The sequence below is a fragment of the Methylobacterium sp. Gmos3 genome (genome assembly GCF_056430985.1).
Map to the genome: position 1 here is coordinate 323,630 of NZ_JBWJYL010000001.1, position 18,971 is coordinate 342,600.

An 18,971-nucleotide genomic window follows, 5' to 3' on the forward strand; every position below is an offset into this window, starting at 1 on the left:
CGCCCGCCGGGTCAAGTGCCTGGGGGTGAGATCACCCCAATCCCACCCCGAGACTGTCGCCCGGCCCACCGCGCGCGCTAAGCAACGGGCGGGCGCCTGCGGCATCGTGGGCGCGAGTCGCGGGCGGAATGGATGCAGCGGATCGGGGCGGGGATGGCGGCGGGGGCGACCACTCGCCTCCGCATCCCCGACCTTGCGCTCGGCGCCCTGCGCGGGCGCTTCCTGCACGCCCTCGCCCTCGAGGCCGGGCAGCGGCGGCTGTTTCCCTGGCTCGCCGTCGCGTTCGGCATCGGCATCCTCGTCTTCTTCGCCGCCGCCGATGGGCGGCCCTTTCTGCCCGCGCCTCTCCTGGCCGGGGCGGCCTGCCTCCTCCTCGCCGCCCGGCTCGGAGCGCGGCCCGGGGCGATGGCCCTGGCGCTCGCCCTCGGGTTCGCCTGCCTCGGCTTCGCCGCTGCCGCATGGCGGGTCGAGAGCGTGGCCGCGCCGATCCTCACGCGGACCATGGTCGCGCCGCTCACCGGGGTGATTGAGGGCTTGGACGAGCGCGAGGAGGGCGCGCGGCTCATCGTGCGCGTCGAGAGCTTCGGCGCCCTGCCGCCCGAGGCGCGCCCGCGCCGGGTGCGGGTGTCGTTCCGCAAGGCGCCGCCGCTCAGGCCGGGCGACACCGTGAGCGCCACGGCGCGGCTCCTGCCCCCACCGGAGGCGGCCCGGCCGGGGGGCTACGATTTCGCCCGCGACGCCTACTTCCAGGGGATCGGCGCGGTGGGCTCCCTGGTCGGGCCGATCACGGTCGCGCCGACGCCGGACCTGCCTCCCTCGCTCCGCTTCGCCGCCGCCCTCGACGAGGCCCGCAACGCCCTGACCCGCCGGATCGCCGGCAGCTTCGGCGGCCAGCCCGGCGCCGTCGCCGCCGCGCTCGTCACCGGCAAGCGGGGGCTGATCGGTCCGCAAGCCAACGATGCCCTGCGCGCGGCCGGCATCTACCACGTCGTCTCGATCTCCGGCCTGCACATGGTGCTGGCGGCGGGGGTCGTCTTCTGGCTGATCCGGGCGGTCCTCGCCCTCGTGCCCCATTGCGCCCTGTTCTGGCCGATCAAGAAGATCGCGGCGGGGGCGGCCATGGCGGGCGCCACCGCCTATTGCGCCTTCTCCGGCTGGGACATCGCCGCGGAGCGCAGCCTGCTGATGACGCTGATCATGCTCGGTGCGATCCTCGTGGACCGGCCGGCGCTCTCGATGCGCAATCTCGCCCTCGCCGCCCTCGTCGGCCTCGCGCGGGAGCCCGAGGCCCTGCTCGGACCCAGCTTCCAGATGTCCTTCGGCGCAGTGGCGGGCCTCGTCGCCTGCGCCCGGCTCATCGATGGGCGGCTGTTCCTCACGCCCGGCGCGGGACGCCTCGGGCGGACCCTGGGCCTCGTCGCCAGAGGCATCGTCGGCACCCTCGCCACGACCCTCGTCGCCCAGGTCGCGACCGCCCCGTTCGCGACCTACCATTTCCAGACGGTGCAGCCCTTCGGCGTGCTCGGCAACGCGCTGACCCTGCCCCTCGTTTCCCTGGTGGTGATGCCCTGCGCCGTCCTCGGCACGCTCACCTATCCGTTCGCCCTCGACCGGCCGGTCTGGTGGGTGATGGGGCAGGCGGTGGCCGGGATGCTCGCCGTCTCGGAATGGATCGCCGGGTTCGGCCGCTCCGTCCTCGTGGTGCCGGCCTTCGGCACGGGAGCCCTGCTCCTGCTCGCGGCGGCGCTCCTCATCGCGACGCTTCCCATCTCGAACCTGCGCCGCCTCGCCCTGCTGCCGGCCCTGGCGGGCCTGGCCTTCGCGGCCCTGCCGCACCGGCAGGATCTCTACATCGACCGCCAAGGCGCGGGCGCGGCCCTGCGCGGGGCCGACGGGCGCCTCGTGGTGCTCGGCAAGCCGCCCGCCTTCGTGCTGGAACAATGGCTGAAGGCCGATGGCGACGGCCGGCGGGCCGGCGACCTCCTGGCCGCGCCCCCGCCGGGCCGCTGCGACCGTCTCGGCTGCACCGCCCGCCTGCCGGATGGCCGGGCCGTCGCCCTGGTGAAGGACAGGCGCGCCTTCCCGGAGGATTGCGCCCGCGCCGCCCTCATCGTCACCGCGCTGCGGGCACCGCCGGACTGCGCGGCGCCGCTGGTCATCGACCGGCGACGCCTCGCGGAGGGGGGCGCCGTCTCGGTGAGGCTGGACGGCGACGCCCTGGTTCCAACCTATGCCCACGCGGCGAGCCGTGCGCCGCCATGGCGTTCGGGCCGGGAGCCGGAGCCCCCTTCGGATCAGTAGCGGCGGACGAGGCTCACGAGGCGACCCTGGATCCGCACCCGGTCGGGGCCGAGGACGCGGGTCTCGTAGGCCGGGTTCGCCGCTTCGAGGGCGATGGAGGAGCCGCGCCGACGCAGGCGCTTGAGGGTCGCCTCCTCGTCGTCGATCAGGGCGACGATGATGTCGCCGGTATTGGCGGTTTCCTGCTTGCGGATGACGACGAGGTCGCCATCGAGGATGCCGGCATCGACCATCGAGTCGCCGCGCACCTCAAGAGCGTAATGCTCGCCGCCGGCCAGGAAGTCCGGCGACATGGTGACGGTGTGGCTCTGGCTCTGGATCGCCGCGATGGGCGTGCCCGCCGCGATGCGCCCCATGACCGGGATCGCGACGCCCCGGAACTCCTCATAGGCCCGAGGCTGAGGCGTCGCGGCCGGCGGCAGCTTGGCGAGCCCGCCCTCGACGACGCTCGGGGTGAAGCGCCGGGGCTCGGGCGCCGCAGCCGCCGCCGCCTCGGCCGCCTCCGGCCCGCGCCCCAGAGCGTCGGGCAGGCGAATCACCTCGATGGCCCGCGCCCGGTTCGGCAGGCGGCGCAGGAAGCCGCGCTCTTCCAGGGCGGTGATGAGGCGGTGAATGCCGGATTTCGACTTCAGATCGAGGGCATCCTTCATCTCATCGAAGGACGGCGGCACGCCGCATTCCTGCATCCGCTGCTGGATGAAGCGCAGGAGGTCCAGCTGCTTGCGCGTGAGCATCGTTCGGGTCTCGCAAAGTGGCGGCGGTCGCACGGAAACAAATCGCGAACACGTTAAGCGTTCCGCAAGTGTTCCGCAAGAGACAAGCTTGGCCTTGCGTCGGTTCGTAGGGCGATGCCGGCTCACCCGAACGCTATCGGACCGTCCGAGCCGCTCTCATAGGTCACGGCAGGAGCTTGAGCGGGTCGTGTCCACTAGCGTGGTGTCGCTCGCCGAGAGCCACCACGATCACCGGCTTTGGCCGGGACGCCCAGGCAGGCCAGCACGGCGGGCTCGGCCGTGTCCATCAGGGTCGCGAGCCTTGGCATCTCGGGCCGGAGTTTGATCGGCCGCCCGTCGCCATGGCTGGCGGGCCGCCTCCGCGTCGTCCTGGGCCAATGCGGTGGCGATGGGGGCCGAGACGACGAGCTCGACCCCGCGCAAGCCGCGCCAAGTTCGCATCGCCGCCGCCAGGGAGCGACGACACACGCACCGGACCGGCACCGGCGCGACGCCTGGTCTTAGGCGGCAGTGGCCTCCGCCGGGGGCTGTTCCTCGGCTTGCGCATCGAGGAGCGTCTGCCAGCTGAGTTGCGAGGCGAGGTGGAGCACGATCGCCCCCAACCAACCGCGAGCGTGGAATTCGGCCACCACGTCGGCCGGAAGGGCGCGGAACGCCGCTTCATCGACCAGCTGGAAGCCCGTCAGCGTGGAACTCACCGGGGGGATCTCACCGGTCGCCGTGACGGCGGATGTCGTCAGCCGCAGTTCGGCCGAACGGGGCACCAGCAGGCGGTGTTCCAGCAAGGCGGCCGAGAAACTGCGGGTGGCTTCGTACTCGGCTGCATAGGCCTTGCTCAATGCCATCGCCGCCTGAGCCCGGGGCGTCGGCGCGCCGGCCTCGTCGAACAGCCGGTCCGTCGTCTCGCCATCGGCCTCCGGGACGATCAGCGAACTGGTCGTATCGACGCCGAGCATCGCCGGCCCGTCACCCGCCTGCACGGCGATGAACGGATAGCGCCGCAGATAGGCCGGGATGTAGAGGCCGGGACGCCACACGCCCGCCTTGTCGATGAGCAGGTTGCGCCCCGCTGACAGCCCGCTCAAGGCCAGGGGCAGAGCATCCTCGGCTTGGGCGAAGACGATCGGCATGACGCGCCCCGCCGCGGCGAATTCTGCCACGGTGAGGGGAATCGCAACGGCTTCGGCCGCGAAGCCGAAATGCCCTTCGCGCCGAACCCCGAGCGTACGATGCTCCGGGAATCGGACCACGTCCGGCTTGCCGTAGAACAGCGGCGGCACCTGAGACGCGGGCGAATTGGTGGTTGCGGAGTTGGCCATCGGTTCGTTCTCAGATGTGAAGGACGTCAGTCCAGCATCCCGCCGGACCTGGATGGAGAGCTTCCAGAAGCCGCAATCCGGCAGCGGGAGGAGGCGCGCGGTCTTCAGCCCCCCGCCTCTCGGCTCAGGATCGGGGGCGTCCTGGCCCTGAACGGAACGAGCGGGCTGGGGGCCGAACCCGTCGTCGCTGGCGTCAGCGGGGCTTGATGGCTGCGTCGAGGGCGGCCGAAAATCCCCGGAAGGAGAAAGGCACGTTCACGGTGCGGCGGGCGCCATCCTCGAAGCTCAGGGTGCCGGTTCCGGTCGCGGTCCGCAGGGCGAGCTCGAAATCCTTGTCAGCCTCGACCTCCGCGAAACAGCCCGAGCCGCACCGCTTGAACTCGAGGGGAACGGCCTTCGCTTTCTCTCCCGCCTGGACCTTCGCACCAGCGGGCAGCCAGACCCCGGCCGGCAATTGGACGGCCACGCGGAGAGGGCCATCGGCCGCGAGGCGGCCGATGGCCATGATCGCGATCAGGCCTCCCGGTTGACCGTTCTGCCCCTGCACCTGGATCGTCTGGGTCGCTTCGCAGATCTTGGCCGCGTTGGGCGGGGTCACGCAGCGCACCAGCCAATCCTGATAGGTGGCCGTGGTCACCTGCGGATCGCCAGCCTCCCCGGTCCCGCCGAGGTTCGGAACGGCGCCCTGATTGGCCTTCGCGGCCGCAGGCGCATCAGGAGCCGCCAGCGACGGGCCAGCCCCGATCGCGGCTGAAAGGCTCACCCCGACAGCCATTCCCCGCGCCGTCGCACGCATTGCGCGCTTCATCGTCCAAACCATCATATCGAACGTCTTCCACCTTGGAATACTGGCGACCGCTCGCGACCTGCAGTGGGTCGGCACCCAAGGATCGACACCTCACAGGGTTCGCCCGACCGCATAACAAGAGCATTTCCCCAATTGCCTGGGTAATGGAAACCCCCCGCTGCAGAAATTTCGTCGAAATCGGTATACCGCCGCAGGTTTATCCCGATATTCAGAGAAACTATACAATCTTGAATTGTCTTCCATTCAAGATGCAACGCGAACTTCAAATCCGAAGCTGCTGGCGTATCCCTGAATCCGGACCGGGATTCGACTTCGTCGATCAGTTTTCACGCCGCCAGCATCACCGCTCTCACAAGTGCAGAGAAGAACGCCAGGACACCGGACCCCGCCCAAATGGGACGGATACCTGCATTGCCCTGCTTCGCTTGCGAATAGGGGAGACCCGGCCTGACTGCGTTCCCCGGGAACCGCTCTGGAAAGACCGGCGACGAGCTTCCGTCGCCGGCCTCACGTCCTCAGAACCGGTGCGAGTACTCCGCGGTGAAGGCGCTCTGCGTGGCCCTCGGAGCCAGCTGCCCGGTGTAGTTCACCCGGATCGCCGACACCTCGGACAGGTCGTAGGACAGGCCCGCCCCCACCAGGGCCGTCTCCTGCGCCACCGGCACGCCGCTCACCCCGAACACGCTCCCACCGGCAAACCGGAGGCTCGCCCGCGGCGCCAGATCCCCGAACGCGTGCTGCCAGCCCAGCGTCACGCTCGGCGTCAGCACCACGTCGCCCAGGGTGATCTGCGTCGCCGCCCGCACCCCCACGCTCGTGTAGGCCACGCCCTGGGCCCTCACCGTCCCCGACAGCGCCGCGTCCGCCGAGCCGCGCTCGGTCACCCGGTGTCCGTCCAGGCTCACATACGACAGGCCCGCGAACGGCTGGAGCGTCGTCGCCCCCACCCGCACGTCCGTCGACACCTCGCCGAAGACCTGCGAGCCCGCCACCGTGTAGCGCGCCGTCTCCGAGGCGGTGTAGCCCGGGATCACCACGCTGCGCCGGGCGCTCACGTCGTGCCAGCTCTGGGCGAAGCCCCCGCGCACCGCCAGCGCCCCGAACTGGCCGCTGCCGTACACGCCGACATCGTAGGTGGCGAAGGTCGCCGAGGTGCCCCGCGAGGTCACGTCGGCGCTCGACCGGTCGAGGCCGCCGAGAACACCCACCTGGATCGCATCCCCCAGCGCCACGTCGAGGCCCGCCAGCATCCCGCCAGCCGAGCTCGCGACCGCCCCGGCGTTGCCGTCGCCCTGCCGCCGTCCGAACCCGCCATAGGCCTGCGCCCACAGCGTCCGCCCGGGATCGCCGTCCACGCTCTGCGTTGCCGGACCCGCCGCCTGCGCCGCCTGGCCCAGGGCATCGTTCCCCGAGCCCGACTGGCGCAGCCGTGAGCCCACCGCATCCCGCAGGAAGGCCGATTGCTGCTGGATCACCGTGTTCAGCGAGGCGTGACCCTCGCCGTCCAGCCGGTCGAACGCCCGCGCCACCTCGCCCTCGGGCAGGTTCAGCAGGGTGTCGAACACCCGGTTGCCGAGACCGAGGTCCTGCGCCGCGCCCGCCAGGGCGAACTGGTTGCGGGTGCGGGCGAAGTCGGTGAACCGCCGCCCGTTGTAGAACAGGCCGAGATAGACGTTCTGCGCGTCGTAGCTCAGCGTCGGCTTGAGGAAGGCGTAGTCGCTCGTCACGCCGGCGAACTGCCCCGTCACCGTCGCGGTGGTGGTGAGGATGGCATAGGTGCTGTGCGGGGCGTAGCGGCCCGGCGTGGCGTGGACCTCCACCTGCGCCCGGGACGAGATCGTCACCGGGCCGGTGGCGGTGATGAGGTCGTGCCGCCCGTCCGGCGTCACGTCCACCGCGTAGGTCGAGCCGCCGTTGAAGCCCACCGCGCCGGTGACCCCGATCGTGCCCGGCGAGTAGCCCGGAGCGACCGTCGCCCCGGCATTGGCGGTCAGTGTGCCGATGGTGGCGGTGCCGCCCAGCACCGATCCGTTCTCCAGGGTGAAGGCCGAAGCCGACACCGCGCCCGGGTCGAGCCGGACGAAGGCGCCCTTCGCGGTGACTGCCCCGGTGAACGTGCTGCTGCCGTACAGCACCTTGCCGCCGCGGAACTCCACCTGTCCGTGACCCGAGACCTCATCGCGGAACGTGGTGGTGTCCGAGCGGGCGACGACGAGGCGGGCGTTGTCGACGATGGCCCCGGCCACCGAGCCGGTGGTGCCTCCGTTACCGAGTTGCAGCGTGCCCTCCTTGATGACGGTGTCGCCGGTGTAGGTGTTGGTGCCCGTCAGGACGAGGGTGCCGAGGTCGGTCTTGTTGATCCCGACGTTGCCAGTCAGCGGCGCGGCGATGGTGGCCACCGTGTTCACGCCGGAGGACGTGCCATCGCCGACGCGGATCGTCGCCGGGGTGTTGTTGGTGGTGGTCAGGACAATCGGGCCTCCCTGGACCACGAAGCCGTTGTCGACGAACTGCATACCCCGCGCTGTGACCTGCCCGATGGAATTGTCCACGGTCGCCGTGCCCGCGGTCCCCTCGAACACCGCGAAGGCGCTCGGCCAGCGATCGTTGAAGTTGTCGTTGCTGTTGGCCCAGTTGGCGGTGGCATCCGCCCTCCAGGTGCCGGTTCCGCCCAGCGGCGCCTGGCCGGGCGTTGTGGAACTGCCGTTCCAGAACGACACCGGGACGGCCGCACTGCCCACCACCAGGTTGATCTTCCGGGCCTGGGCAGACTGCACCTCGCCGGTCTGGTCGGAGGCCAAACCGGTCACCTTCATGCCGTTGTCGGTCACGGTGCCGGTGAAGTTCGCGACCCGGTAGACGCCGAGGTCCAGGGGCGCCGCCGACTTGACCGCCAATGTCCCGTCGAGGGCGACGTTGCCGTTGACCTGGAACACCCCGTTGTCGCCCGGCGCGGCGATGGTGACGGCGAGCGTGCCCTTGCCCGCGACGGTGAGCCCGCCCATGGTCAGTCCGTTGCCCTGGGCGCCGGCCAGAGTGCCGCCATCGAGCACGTTGACGGTCTTGCCGACCGTCCCCGAGCCCAGCAGCGTCGCCTTGTCGTGCACCGCGATATCGCCACCGACACTGCCATTGAGGGCGAGCGTACCCGCCTTCACCGCCGTGTCACCGGCATAGGTGTTGCTGCCGCCGAGCACGAGGGTACCCGCCCCGGTCTTGGCAAGGTTGCCGAGGCCGGCAATCTGCCCCGTCAGGGTCAGGGTCTGGGCGCCATCGACCTCGAAGGTTCCACCACCCTGGCCGTTGATCGGCGTCAGCGTGATCGCCCGTCCGTCGGTGAAGGTGCCGCTTGCCCGCAGGGTGCCTGCCCCTTGCAACGCCAGAGGCCCGGTGCCGAGGGCGCTTGAGTCGTTGACCTGGATCTTACCGTCCGACACCGTGGTCGGACCGCTGTAGGTGTTGCGACCGGTGAGGTTCATGGTCCCGGGACCGGTCTTGGTCAGGCAGCCAGAGCCGCCGATCGAGCCCGAGAAGGTGCTGCTGGTGCCGTCCCCGCCGGTGATGAGGCAGTAGCCGTTCAGCGCGATGTCACCGCCGCCGCCCAGAGAGCCAACCGTTTCGTCGGCATCCGTGAGGTGCAGGGCCGCCCCGGTCAGGACGCTCAGGCGCGCCGAGTCGGAGAGCGACGCACCGCCTCCGATCGCCAGGATACCGGCCGCGACCGTCGTCGCCCCGGTGAAGCTGTTGGCGCCCTTCAGCGACAAAGTCCCGGCGCCCGACTTGGTCAGTGCCCCGCTGCCGGCGATGACGCCGGTCAGCACCAGGGTCTGGTTGGCATCGACGGCGATGCCGCCGCCGCCCTGGCCGTTGACCGCGGTCAGCGAGATGGCCCGGCCGTCGGTGAAGCCCGTGCTGGCCCGGAGGGTGCCAGCGCCCTCCAGGGCTAGCGCCCCGGTTCCCAGTGCGCTGGCCGCTTCGATCTGGATCACGCCGGCGGCGATGGTCGTACCGCCCGCATAGGTATTGCCGGAACCGAGGATCAATGTGCCGAGGTCGACCTTCTCCAGCCCGGCGAGGCCGCCGATGGCCGAGTAGACCCGCGCCACCATGTCAGCGCCCGCCGCCGTGCCGTCTCCGATGCGGATCTGGGTCTGGCCGGAGGCCCCCGCCAGGGTGATGCCGCCGCCGGTCACGAGGTAGCCGTCGGTGGCGAACTGCGCTCCGGTGATCGAGACGGGTCCGTTGGTGGCATCCACCGTTACGGTGCCGGCGCTGGCAGTGAACACCGCGTAGGCTCCGGACCAAGGCAGAGCTTGGTTCGCGGCCGCGTTGGTCCAGTTGGTCAGCGTCGGGTCGTTCCGCCACGTGCCGGATCCGCCCTGGACAAGACCGTTCGGATTGGCCTGGGAGCCGTTCCAGAATGAGAGGGTCGCGCCGCCCGTGTTGCCGCCACCGGTCCCGGTGCCACCGCCCGTGTTGCCGCCACCGGTGCCGCCGCCTGTGTTGCCGCCGCCTGTGTTGCCGCCGCCTGTGTTGCCGCCACCGGTGCCGCCTCCCGTGTTGCCGCCACCGGTGCCGGTGGTGGCGACCGCAAGGTTCACCTGCCCGGTCTGACGCTGCACCTGATAGGTGAAATTGGCCGGGGTCGTGCCCAGTTGCAGCCCGTTGTCCGAGGCCAGCGTGGTGTAGTCGATGATCCGGTAGACACCCTGCATCAGGTTGCCGCCGTTGGTCACGTCGAGCACGCCGTCGAGGCTCAGGGTCCCGGTACTGACCGCAGCGGTCCCGGCATTCGCCCCGAGGGTCACGGCGAGGTGCGCGGTGTGCGCGAGCACGAGGCTCGTCGTCGAGAGGCCGGCGCCGCCTGCGGTCGGAGACGTGCTGAGGGTGCCGCCGCCCTGCACCGTGACGATACCCGTGATGCTGGCCCCGGACGTGGTCCCCGTCGCGGCGAGCGTCGCCCCGGACTGCACGATCACATCGCTGGAGAACTGGACGCCGTCGGCCAGGGCGAGGGTGCCCGCGGCCACGGTGGTGCCCGCCCCGGCGCTGTTGCTGCCGGTGAGAGCGAGGGTGCCCGCTCCGCGCTGGACCAGGGCGCCGGTGCCGGTGATGGCCCCGCCCATGGTCACGCTGTCGGACCGGTCGAACGCCAGGGTGCCGTTGTTGGCGATGGCCCCGGTGATCGAGCCGATGGTGCCCCCGTTGCCGATCTGCAGGGTGCCGGCGCTCACCGTGGTGCCGCCGCTATGGGTGTTGGCCCCGGTCAGGATGAGGGTGCCGGAGCCCTTCTGCTCCAGCGAGCCGGTGCCCGAGATCACCCCGGCATAGGTCACGCTGTCCGAGCGCTTGAACACCAGGGCGGCGTTGTCGGTGATATCGCCGACCACCGCGCCGGCGGTTCCGCCGTCGCCGACCTGCAGCGTGCCCGCCGTAACCTTGGTGCCGCCGCTATAGGTGTTGGTTCCGGTCAGAACGAGCGTCCCGACGCCGATTTTCTCGAGCATCTGGGCGCCCGAGAGGACCGAGGCGATGGTCGCCGTGCCCCCGCCGGTGGTCTGGGTATCCTCCACCAGGATCCGCGTGGTCGTGTTGCCGTGGAAGCTCGACAGGGCGAGTTCGCCGCCGCTGAGCGTGTAGCCGGTGGTCACGAACTCGAGCCCCGCCGCCTGCGGGACTGTCGTGGTGCCCACCGTCACCGTGCCGGCCGTGCCGCCGAAGATGCCCAGCGAACCCTGGCCCCAGCCGTTGGCGCTGGAGCCCGCCGCGTTCGTCCAGTTCGTCGTGCTCCCCCCGCCGTCCCATGTGCCGGCGCCGCCCTGCACCGCCGTGCCGCCCGACGTGGTCGTGCTGCCGTTCCACCACAGGCCCGCCGCCACGGCGAGGTTCACCTGATGGTTCGTCGTGGTATCGATGGCGAACAGGCTGTGCGTCGGCGTCGTGCCCAGCGTCAGGCCCGCCCCCGACAGCGTGCCGGTGTAGTCGAACAGCCGGTAGGTGCCGCTGTTGAAGGCCGAGCCCGCCGTGAGGTTGACGGTCCCGTCGAGGCTGAGGTTGCCGGCGACGCCGAAGGCCGCCTTCCCGTTCGAGGGCGTCTCCAGGGTGATGGCCGTCGTCGCCCCCGAGGCGATGGTGAGGTTGCCGCCGATGGTGATGCTGACGGCGCTCGCGCCGGACACGGCGGCGAGGGTGCCGCCACTGTGCACGGCGACGTTGCCGCCCACGCTGCTGGTGCCGGCACCGGCGGCATCCCCCGCCAGGGTGGCCCCGGTCAGGACGTCGACATCCCCGGCGAGGCCGGCGCCGCTGTTCAACCGCAGGGTGCCCGCAGTGACGGTCGTCCCGCCGGTGAAGGTGTTGACCCCCGTGAGGGTCAGCGTGCCCGCGCCCGGCTTGTCGAGGGTGCCGGTGCCGGAGATGATGCCGGCATACGTCACCGCGTCGGAGCGGTTGAACACCAGGGCGCCATTGTCGACGATGTTGCCGGCCACGGAGCCGGCGGTGCCGCCGGATCCGATCTGCAGGGTGCCGGCGGAGATGGTGGTCCCGCCGGAATAGGTGTCGGTGCCGGTCAGCACGAGGGTGCCGGTGCCGGTCTTGTTCAGACCCTGGGTGCCGGAGAGGACGGAAGCGATGGTGGCGGTGCCGCCGCCGGTGGCGGCGCTGTCCTCGACCTTGATCGCGGTGGTCGAACTGCCGTTGAAGCTCGCCAGCTCGATCCCGTTGCCGGTGACGGTGTAGCCCGTGGTCACGAACTCCATTCCGGCCACCTGCGGGGTGGTCGTGCCGCCCACCGTGACGGTGCCGGCGGTGCCGCCGAAGATGGCGAGCGAGTTCTGCCCCCAGGCGGAAGCGTTGGCGCCGGCGGCATCGCTCCAGTTGGTCGTGCCGGCCGATGGGCTCCATGTGCCGCTGCCGCCGATGGCGCTGCCGGATCCGCCGCCCCCGTTCCACCATTGCCCGGCCGCCACCACGAGGTTCACTGCGCCGCTCGTGGCGGTGCTGATCGCGTAGAGGCTGTGGGCCGGAGTGGTGCCCAGGGCCAAGCTGCCGGAGAGGGTGCCGGTGTAGTCGAACACCCGGAAGGTGCCGCTTTTGAACCCTGTTCCGGTTGTGAGTGACAGGGTGCCGGCGAGGGTCAGATTGCCCGCCACGGTGGCTGCCGCCGTGGTGGAGGGGGCCAACAGCGTCAGGGCTGTGGTGGAGCCACTCGCCAGGGTCAGGTTCCCGCCGAAGGCGAGGGTCGATGTGCCGGACACGAGCTTGAGGGTCGCGCCGCTGGCGACGGAGACGGCATCTCCGATGGAGCCAGTGGTCGCCGCCGTGGAATCGCCCGTCAGGGTGGCGCCGCTCGCGACGTCGAGAGCCCCGGCCAGGGAGCCGCCGCCGCTGACCTGCAAGGTGCCGGCAGAGACGGTCGTGGTGCCGGTGAAGGTGCTGGCACCTGTCAGGATCAGCGTTCCGGTGCCCTTCTGCTCCAGGGTCCCGCTACCGGAGATGACGCCGGCATACGTCACTGAATCCGAGCGGTCGAAGGTCAGGGCGGCATTGTTCGTGATGGCGCCGCTCCCCACCGTCCCGCTGGTTCCGCCGGTGCCGATCTGGAGCGTACCCGCCGAGATCGTGGTGGTGCCGGAATAGGTGTTGGTGCCGGTCAGCGTCAGCGTGCCGGAGCCCTTCTGCTCCAGCGTTCCCGTGCCGGATATGGCGCCGGCATAGGTCACGGCATCCGAGCGGTTGAAGATCACGGCGCCGCTGTTGGTGATCGCCCCGGTGATCGAGCCGATGGTGCCGCCCGCTCCGACCTGCAGGGTACCGGCGCTCACCGTGGTGCCGCCGCTATGGGTGTTGGCGCCGGTCAGGATAAGGGTGCCGGAGCCCTTCTGCTCCAGCGAGCCGGTGCCCGAGATCACCCCGGCATAGGTCACGCTGTCCGAGCGCTTGAACACGAGGGCGGCGTTGTCGGTGATATCGCCGACCACCACGCCGGCGGTTCCGCCGTCGCCGACCTGCAGCGTGCCCGCCGTGACCTTGGTGCCGCCGCTATAGGTGTTGGTTCCGGTCAGAACGAGCGTCCCGGCGCCGGTCTTCTCGAGCATCTGGGCGCCCGAGAGGACCGAGGCGATGGTCGCCGTGCCCCCGCCGGTGGTCTGGGTATCCTCCACCAGGATCCGCGTGGTCGTGCTGCCGTGGAAGCTCGACAAGGCGACTTCGCCGCCGCTGAGCGTGTAACCGGTGGTCACGAACTCGAGCCCCGCCGCCTGCGGGACTGTCGTGTTACCCACCGTTACCGTGCCGGCCGTGCCGCCGAAGATGCCCAGCGAACCCTGGCCCCAGCCGTTGGCGCTGGAGCCCGCCGCGTTCGTCCAGTTCGTCGTGCTCCCCCCGCCGTCCCATGTGCCCGCGCCGCCCTGCACCGCCGTGCCGCCCGACGCGGTCGTGCTGCCGTTCCACCACAGGCCCGCCGCCACGGCGAGGTTCACCTGATGGTTCGTCGTGGTATCGATGGCGAACAGGCTGTGCGACGGCGTCGTGCCCAGCGTCAGGCCCGCCCCCGACAGCGTGCCGGTGTAGTCGAACAGCCGGTAGGTGCCGCTGTTGAAGGCCGAGCCCGCCGTGAGGTTGACGGTCCCGTCGAGGCCGAGGTTGCCGGCGACGCCGAAGGCCGCCTTCCCGTTCGAGGGCGTCTCCAGGGTGATGGCCGTGGTCGCACCCGAGGCGATGGTGAGGTTGCCGCCGATGGTGATGCTGACGGCGCTCGCGCCGGACACGGCGGCGAGGGTGCCGCCACTGTGCACGGCGACGTTGCCGCCCACGCTGCCGGTGCCGGCACCGGCGGCATCCCCCGCCAGGGTGGCCCCGGTCAGGACGTCGACATCCCCGGCGAGGCCGGCGCCGCTGTTCAACTGCAGGGTGCCCGCAGTGACGGTCGTCCCGCCGGTGAAGGTGTTGACCCCCGTGAGGGTCAGCGTGCCCGCGCCCTGCTTGTCGAGGGTCCCGGTGCCGGAGATGACGCCGGCATACGTCACCGCGTCGGAGCGGTTGAACACCAGGGCGCCATTGTCGACGATGTTGCCGGCCACGGAGCCGGCGGTGCCGCCGGATCCGATCTGCAGGGTGCCGGCGGAGATGGTGGTCCCGCCGGAATAGGTATCGGTGCCGGTCAGCACGAGGGTGCCTGTGCCGGTCTTGTTCAGACCCTGGGTGCCGGAGATGACGGAAGCGATGGTGGCGGTGCCGCCGCCGGTGGCGGCGCTGTCCTCGACCTTGATCGCGGTGGTCGAGCTGCCGTTGAAGCTCGCGAGCTCGATCCCGTTGCCGGTGACGGTGTAGCCCGTGGTCACGAACTCCATTCCGACCGGCTGCGGGGTGGTCGTGCCGCCTACCGTGACGGTGCCGGCGGTGCCGCCGAAGATGGCGAGCGAGCTCTGCCCCCAGGCGGCGGGGTTGGCGCCGGCGGCATCGCTCCAGTTGGTCGTGCCGGCCGATGGGCTCCATGTGCCGCTGCCGCCGAGCGAGCCGCCGCCGTTCCACCACTGGCCGATCGCGACGGAGAGGTTCACTTGGTTGTTCGTGGCGGTGCTGATCGCGTAGAGGCTGTGGGCCGGAGTGGTGCCCAGGGCCAGGCTGCCGGAGAGGGTGCCGGTGTAGTCGAACAGCCGGTAGGTGCCGCTGGCGAAGCCCGTCCCCGCCGTGAGATTGAGGGTGCCGGCGAGGGTCAGATTGCCCGCCACGGTGGCTGCCGCCGTGGTGGAGGGGGCCAACAGTGTCAGGGCCGTGGTGGAGCCACTCGCGAGGGTCAGGTTCCCGCCGAAGGCGAGGGTCGATGTGCCGGACACGAGCTTGAGGGTCGCGCCGCTGGCGACGGAGACGGCATCTCCGATGGAACCGGTGGTCGCCGCCGTGGAATCGCCCGTCAAGGTGGCGCCGCTCGCGACGTTGAGAGCCCCGGCCAGGGAGCCGCCGCCGCTGATCTGCAACGTGCCGGCAGAGACGGTCGTGGTGCCGGTGAAGGTGCTCACACCCGTCAGGATGAGGGTGCCGGTGCCCTTCTGCTCCAGGGTCCCGTTACCGGAGATGATGCCGGCATACGTCACCGAATCCGAGCGGTCGAAGACCAGATCGCCGCTGACGGAGGCATCGCCGCCGATCGCGCCGCTGGTCCCGCCGTTGCCGACCTGCAGGGTGCCTCCAGAAACGGCGGTATTGCCGGTATAGGTGTTGGCGCCGGTGAGAATGAGCGTGCCGAGACCGGCCTTTTCGATCCCCATCGATCCGCTGAGCGCCGAGGCGATGGTCGCAGTACCGCCGCCGGTGACGGCGGAGTCCTCGACGAAGAGGCGGGCGATCGATTCTCCATTGACGCCGGCCAGCGTGATCCCACCTCCGGTGATGGTGTAGCCGCTCGTCAAAAACTCCATCCCGGGGACTTGCGGATCGGTCGATCCACTCAACGTCACCGTGCCCGCAGCGCCCGCGAAAGTCGCGTAGACGTTCTGGGCGTAAGCCGTCGCTGCACCGCCGGTATAGTCCGTCCAGTTGGTCGCCCCGGCTGCGGCATCCCAGGTGCCGGTGTTGCCCACGACGGCAGTCCCGCCTGAGGATGTCGTCGAGCCGTTCCACCACTGCTTGGCCGCGACGATGATGGAGACGGTCCAGCCGCCGGGACCTCCGCCTTTCGAGACCGAGTAGGCATAGCGGGCCGGCGCTCTTCCGACGGTCAGACCCGATGTCTCGAGACCGTACATGTCTCCAGAAAACAGAGCGTAACTGCCGGTCGAAAAACCGGCTTCTTCAACAATATTGACCTTTCCCTGTAACGTCTCTGAACTACTGCTGTGTAGATCGAACATTCCCGTCGAACTGGGCGCAGCCAGATGGGTCTCGATGATGGACGTCGGCGTCATCGTCGTGCCGCCGTCCATGAACGCTACACCGTTGTATCCAGAGTAAACTCTAAATATGCCGCCGCCTTTGATCGATAAATTGCCCGTTACTTCGGATTGACTTGATGTCCTATTGGGGTCTAAGCTTAGTATTGCCCCATTGTTGATGGTAATTCTGGTGTAGATCAAGGGGGAGTTGCTATCTCCGATTTTTGCATTATCTAATAGTATCGTTCCGGCAGAGATCAATAATTCTTGCGGCCCGCGGAAGCCTCTCGAGGTGATGGTGACGGTGTTCTGGCCCTTCTTCACAACACTACCCGAGCCGGACGTGTCGGCGGAGTAGGTGAAGTCGTCCGACCGGTTCAAGACCAGCGTGCCGTCGACTTGGATGTTGCCCAGGATGGAGCCGGTCGTCCCGCCGTTGCCGAGCTGCAGCGTTCCTTCCGAGATCGTGGTATTGCCGGTGTAAGTGTTGGTGCCGGTGAGGATCAACGTCCCCTCGCCGAGCTTGGTCATGCCCTGAACGCCGGCGATGACCGAGGAAATGGTCGCCTGGGAGCCGACGCCGACGACCTTGATCTTCGGCGTATTGTTCTTGATGTTGTCCAGGGTCAGGGTATTGCCGGTGATCTCGTAGCCAGAGGTGAGGAACCGCAGGCCCTTGGCTTTCACCGCACCGCTCGACGCGTCGATCGTGACGGTTCCGGCGGTTCCGGCGAAGTCCACCGTCTGCGTCTCGTCCCTGAGGACGTGAGGGGCGCCGGTCGCATCCGACCAGACCAGATCGTTCGAGCTTCGCGGCTTCCAGGTTCCGGTACCGCCGGCGATCGGACCCGTGCCGGTCGTGGTGGTGCCGTTCCAGTACTGGCCCTCGTCCGTGACGGCGAGCGTCACCTCATGCGTTCCGATGCTGAGAGAATAGGTGAGGCCCGCCGGAGTGCTGCCGAGGTCGAGCGTCGAGGATGAGATATTCTGACCCATCGTCGAGGCCGAGATGAGGAGATAAGTCCCCTCGTCCAGGCTACCGGCATCGGTGATGGCGATGGATGTCTTCGTGCTTGAATCGGTATCCAGTGTTCCGGCCGAGATCACGGCCGTGGCGGATGGCGCGCCGAGGTTGAAGGTCAGATGCCCGGCCTTCGGCTGCGTGCTCGCGAGCATCAACGTGTTATTGACAGTCAGCGCCGTCCCGCCCGCGATCTGGTTCACCAGAAGCGTGCCGGTCGCCTGAGCACCCGTGGCACTGCCGAAATCGATGGATTGGACCAGCCCGCCGGCCGCCCCGTTGGTCAGGGTGGAATCGTGCCCGATGGTGATTCCGCCGTTCATCTGACCGGCGGTGCTCGCGTCGCCCAGCCGGAGGGTGCCGCCGCTTAGGGTCGCCGTGCTGTACGTCGCCGTCGTTCCCTCGGTCCCGGTGAGGATCCAGGTTCCGGTCGTGTCGATGTCGAAAGCCCCTGCCGTCGCGAAGGTCTTCGTGGCAGCCATGTTCGACAGGTCGAAGGTACCGCCACTGCCCGCTAAGCGCAGGGTATAGCCAGAACCCGATTCGAAGCCGATGGCGCCCGTGAGCGTCGGCATGCTCGTCAGGATCAGCGTGTTGTCGGCGACCGCGCCGCCCAGGAAATGGATCGCGTCGGAGCGCGTGGTGCCGGTGCCATTGAGACCGCCAATGACGGTGGCGTCCGTCCCGAGCGTGAGCGTCAAGCTCGCGCCCGCGATGCCGTAGCCGCCCTTCCCGGGATTGCCTTGAGCGCCGCCGGCGTTGGGCCCGACCCCGCCGCCCTGTCCCCCGGCGCCACCCTGCATGATCGCGTTGGAATTGACTGTCACGGTCGAGCCGGCCGTGCCCACAAGCAGGCCGACACCGCCGTCACCGCCGGCGCCGCCCTGCGTGTTCACCGTTTTGCCGCCGGTGCCGCCCTTTCCGCCGGTGGCGTTTACCGAGATCGTGTACGTTCCCGCGCCATTGGTGACGATGCCGTAGCCGCCCTCGCCGCCGCCGCCGGCGCCATACAAGTAGACGGAGTTCGTCTGGTAGCCGCCGCCCTCGCCGCCGTCGCTGCCTGTGGCGGCGGCCGTCGGATCGGAGGTCACCACGCTACCGTGGACCCCGCCGGTGCCGCCGGCACCGGCTTTGGTGGCGGTGCCGCCAGCGCCACCGATCGTGCCGGCACCGCCGCCGCCGCCGCCGCTCGCGTTGTTGCCGGTGGCGTTGCCTCCGGCGCCGCCGGGGCCGGTTATGCTGTAGGTGCCACCTGCGCCGGGGCTTCCAACGCTCGGAGGGGAGGTATCGCCCATACTTCCGTCACCGCCCTTGGCGAAAGCCGCGGTCGGAAAACCGAGGGGGGCCATCGCCGCCGGCACCGCGACCAACGCCGTGGAAGCCAGAAGCGCCAGAGGCCAGCCGCTGTAGCGCCGCAGCGTCCCATCGCGCGCCGCCCCAGCACGATCCGTGACGCTCTGTCCGTTCAGCATTTCGCCAAGCCCCTTGGGACGGCTCGCCTGCGCTGGGGCGCACGTGCCGTCATTGCGAATTGTCCGCGCAATACGGCGATTGTTTCGGAAATGTAAGAGGCATTGAGCGGGTCATCGCACGCAAAATCGGACTGTTGCAGGCTTGCGATATCCGAAAGTAAAGTAAAAACTCGTCGTATTGAGATACTAATATGCAGAATACGGCGGAACTAATCAGACTTGAAAATATAAAATGAGCATGATCGGCCGAAAAACGCAAATTGCGGAATGCAAAGCGTAACGCGAGTTACTGACTATCCGTTCAAGGAAATATTTCTTCGCAAAACTGCAGATAGCCAATTTATCCCGAGGTGAAATGGAAGGAAATTTCCATCTAACCACTGGATGGTCGAGTTTCACAACTTCTGTTTGACTAGACGCGGATAGATCGCAACCTGAAAAC

5 protein-coding genes and 1 pseudogene are annotated in these 18,971 nt (G+C 69.3%); 1 reads left to right on the top strand and 5 read right to left on the bottom strand.

Annotated elements, in window-relative coordinates; translation table 11 throughout:
• Positions 1–132 precede the first annotated feature (132 nt).
• Positions 133–2,301 (top strand): ComEC/Rec2 family competence protein, encoded by a 2,169-nt coding sequence (locus tag ACS5Q7_RS01635; RefSeq protein ID WP_478337679.1) that lies wholly within the window; start codon positions 133–135, stop codon positions 2,299–2,301.
• On the opposite strand, the gene lexA is transcribed toward ACS5Q7_RS01635, so the two are convergent.
• The 5 genes and pseudogenes from lexA to ACS5Q7_RS01660 form a co-directional block, all read right to left on the bottom strand.
• Positions 2,295–3,035, bottom strand: coding sequence for a transcriptional repressor LexA (lexA, locus tag ACS5Q7_RS01640; RefSeq protein WP_478337680.1), 741 nt, complete (start codon positions 3,033–3,035; stop codon positions 2,295–2,297). The genes ACS5Q7_RS01635 and lexA overlap by 7 nt on opposite strands.
• A gap of 242 nt (positions 3,036–3,277) precedes the next feature.
• Positions 3,278–3,440 (bottom strand): annotated as a pseudogene (locus ACS5Q7_RS01645) (IS256 family transposase); the annotation flags it as partial.
• Between the two features lie 95 nt (positions 3,441–3,535).
• Positions 3,536–4,354 carry a SapC family protein gene (locus ACS5Q7_RS01650; RefSeq protein ID WP_478337681.1) on the bottom strand — a complete coding sequence of 273 codons (819 nt, stop codon included), beginning with the start codon at positions 4,352–4,354 and terminating at the stop codon, positions 3,536–3,538.
• 193 nt (positions 4,355–4,547) lie between these two features.
• Positions 4,548–5,237, bottom strand: a complete 690-nt coding sequence (locus ACS5Q7_RS01655) for an invasion associated locus B family protein (RefSeq protein WP_478337682.1) — start codon at positions 5,235–5,237, stop codon at positions 4,548–4,550.
• 440 nt (positions 5,238–5,677) lie between these two features.
• The gene (locus ACS5Q7_RS01660; protein WP_478337683.1) at positions 5,678–18,352 is read right to left on the bottom strand and encodes an autotransporter-associated beta strand repeat-containing protein; all 12,675 of its coding nucleotides are present in this window, start codon (positions 18,350–18,352) and stop codon (positions 5,678–5,680) included.
• Positions 18,353–18,971: the final 619 nt, after the last annotated feature.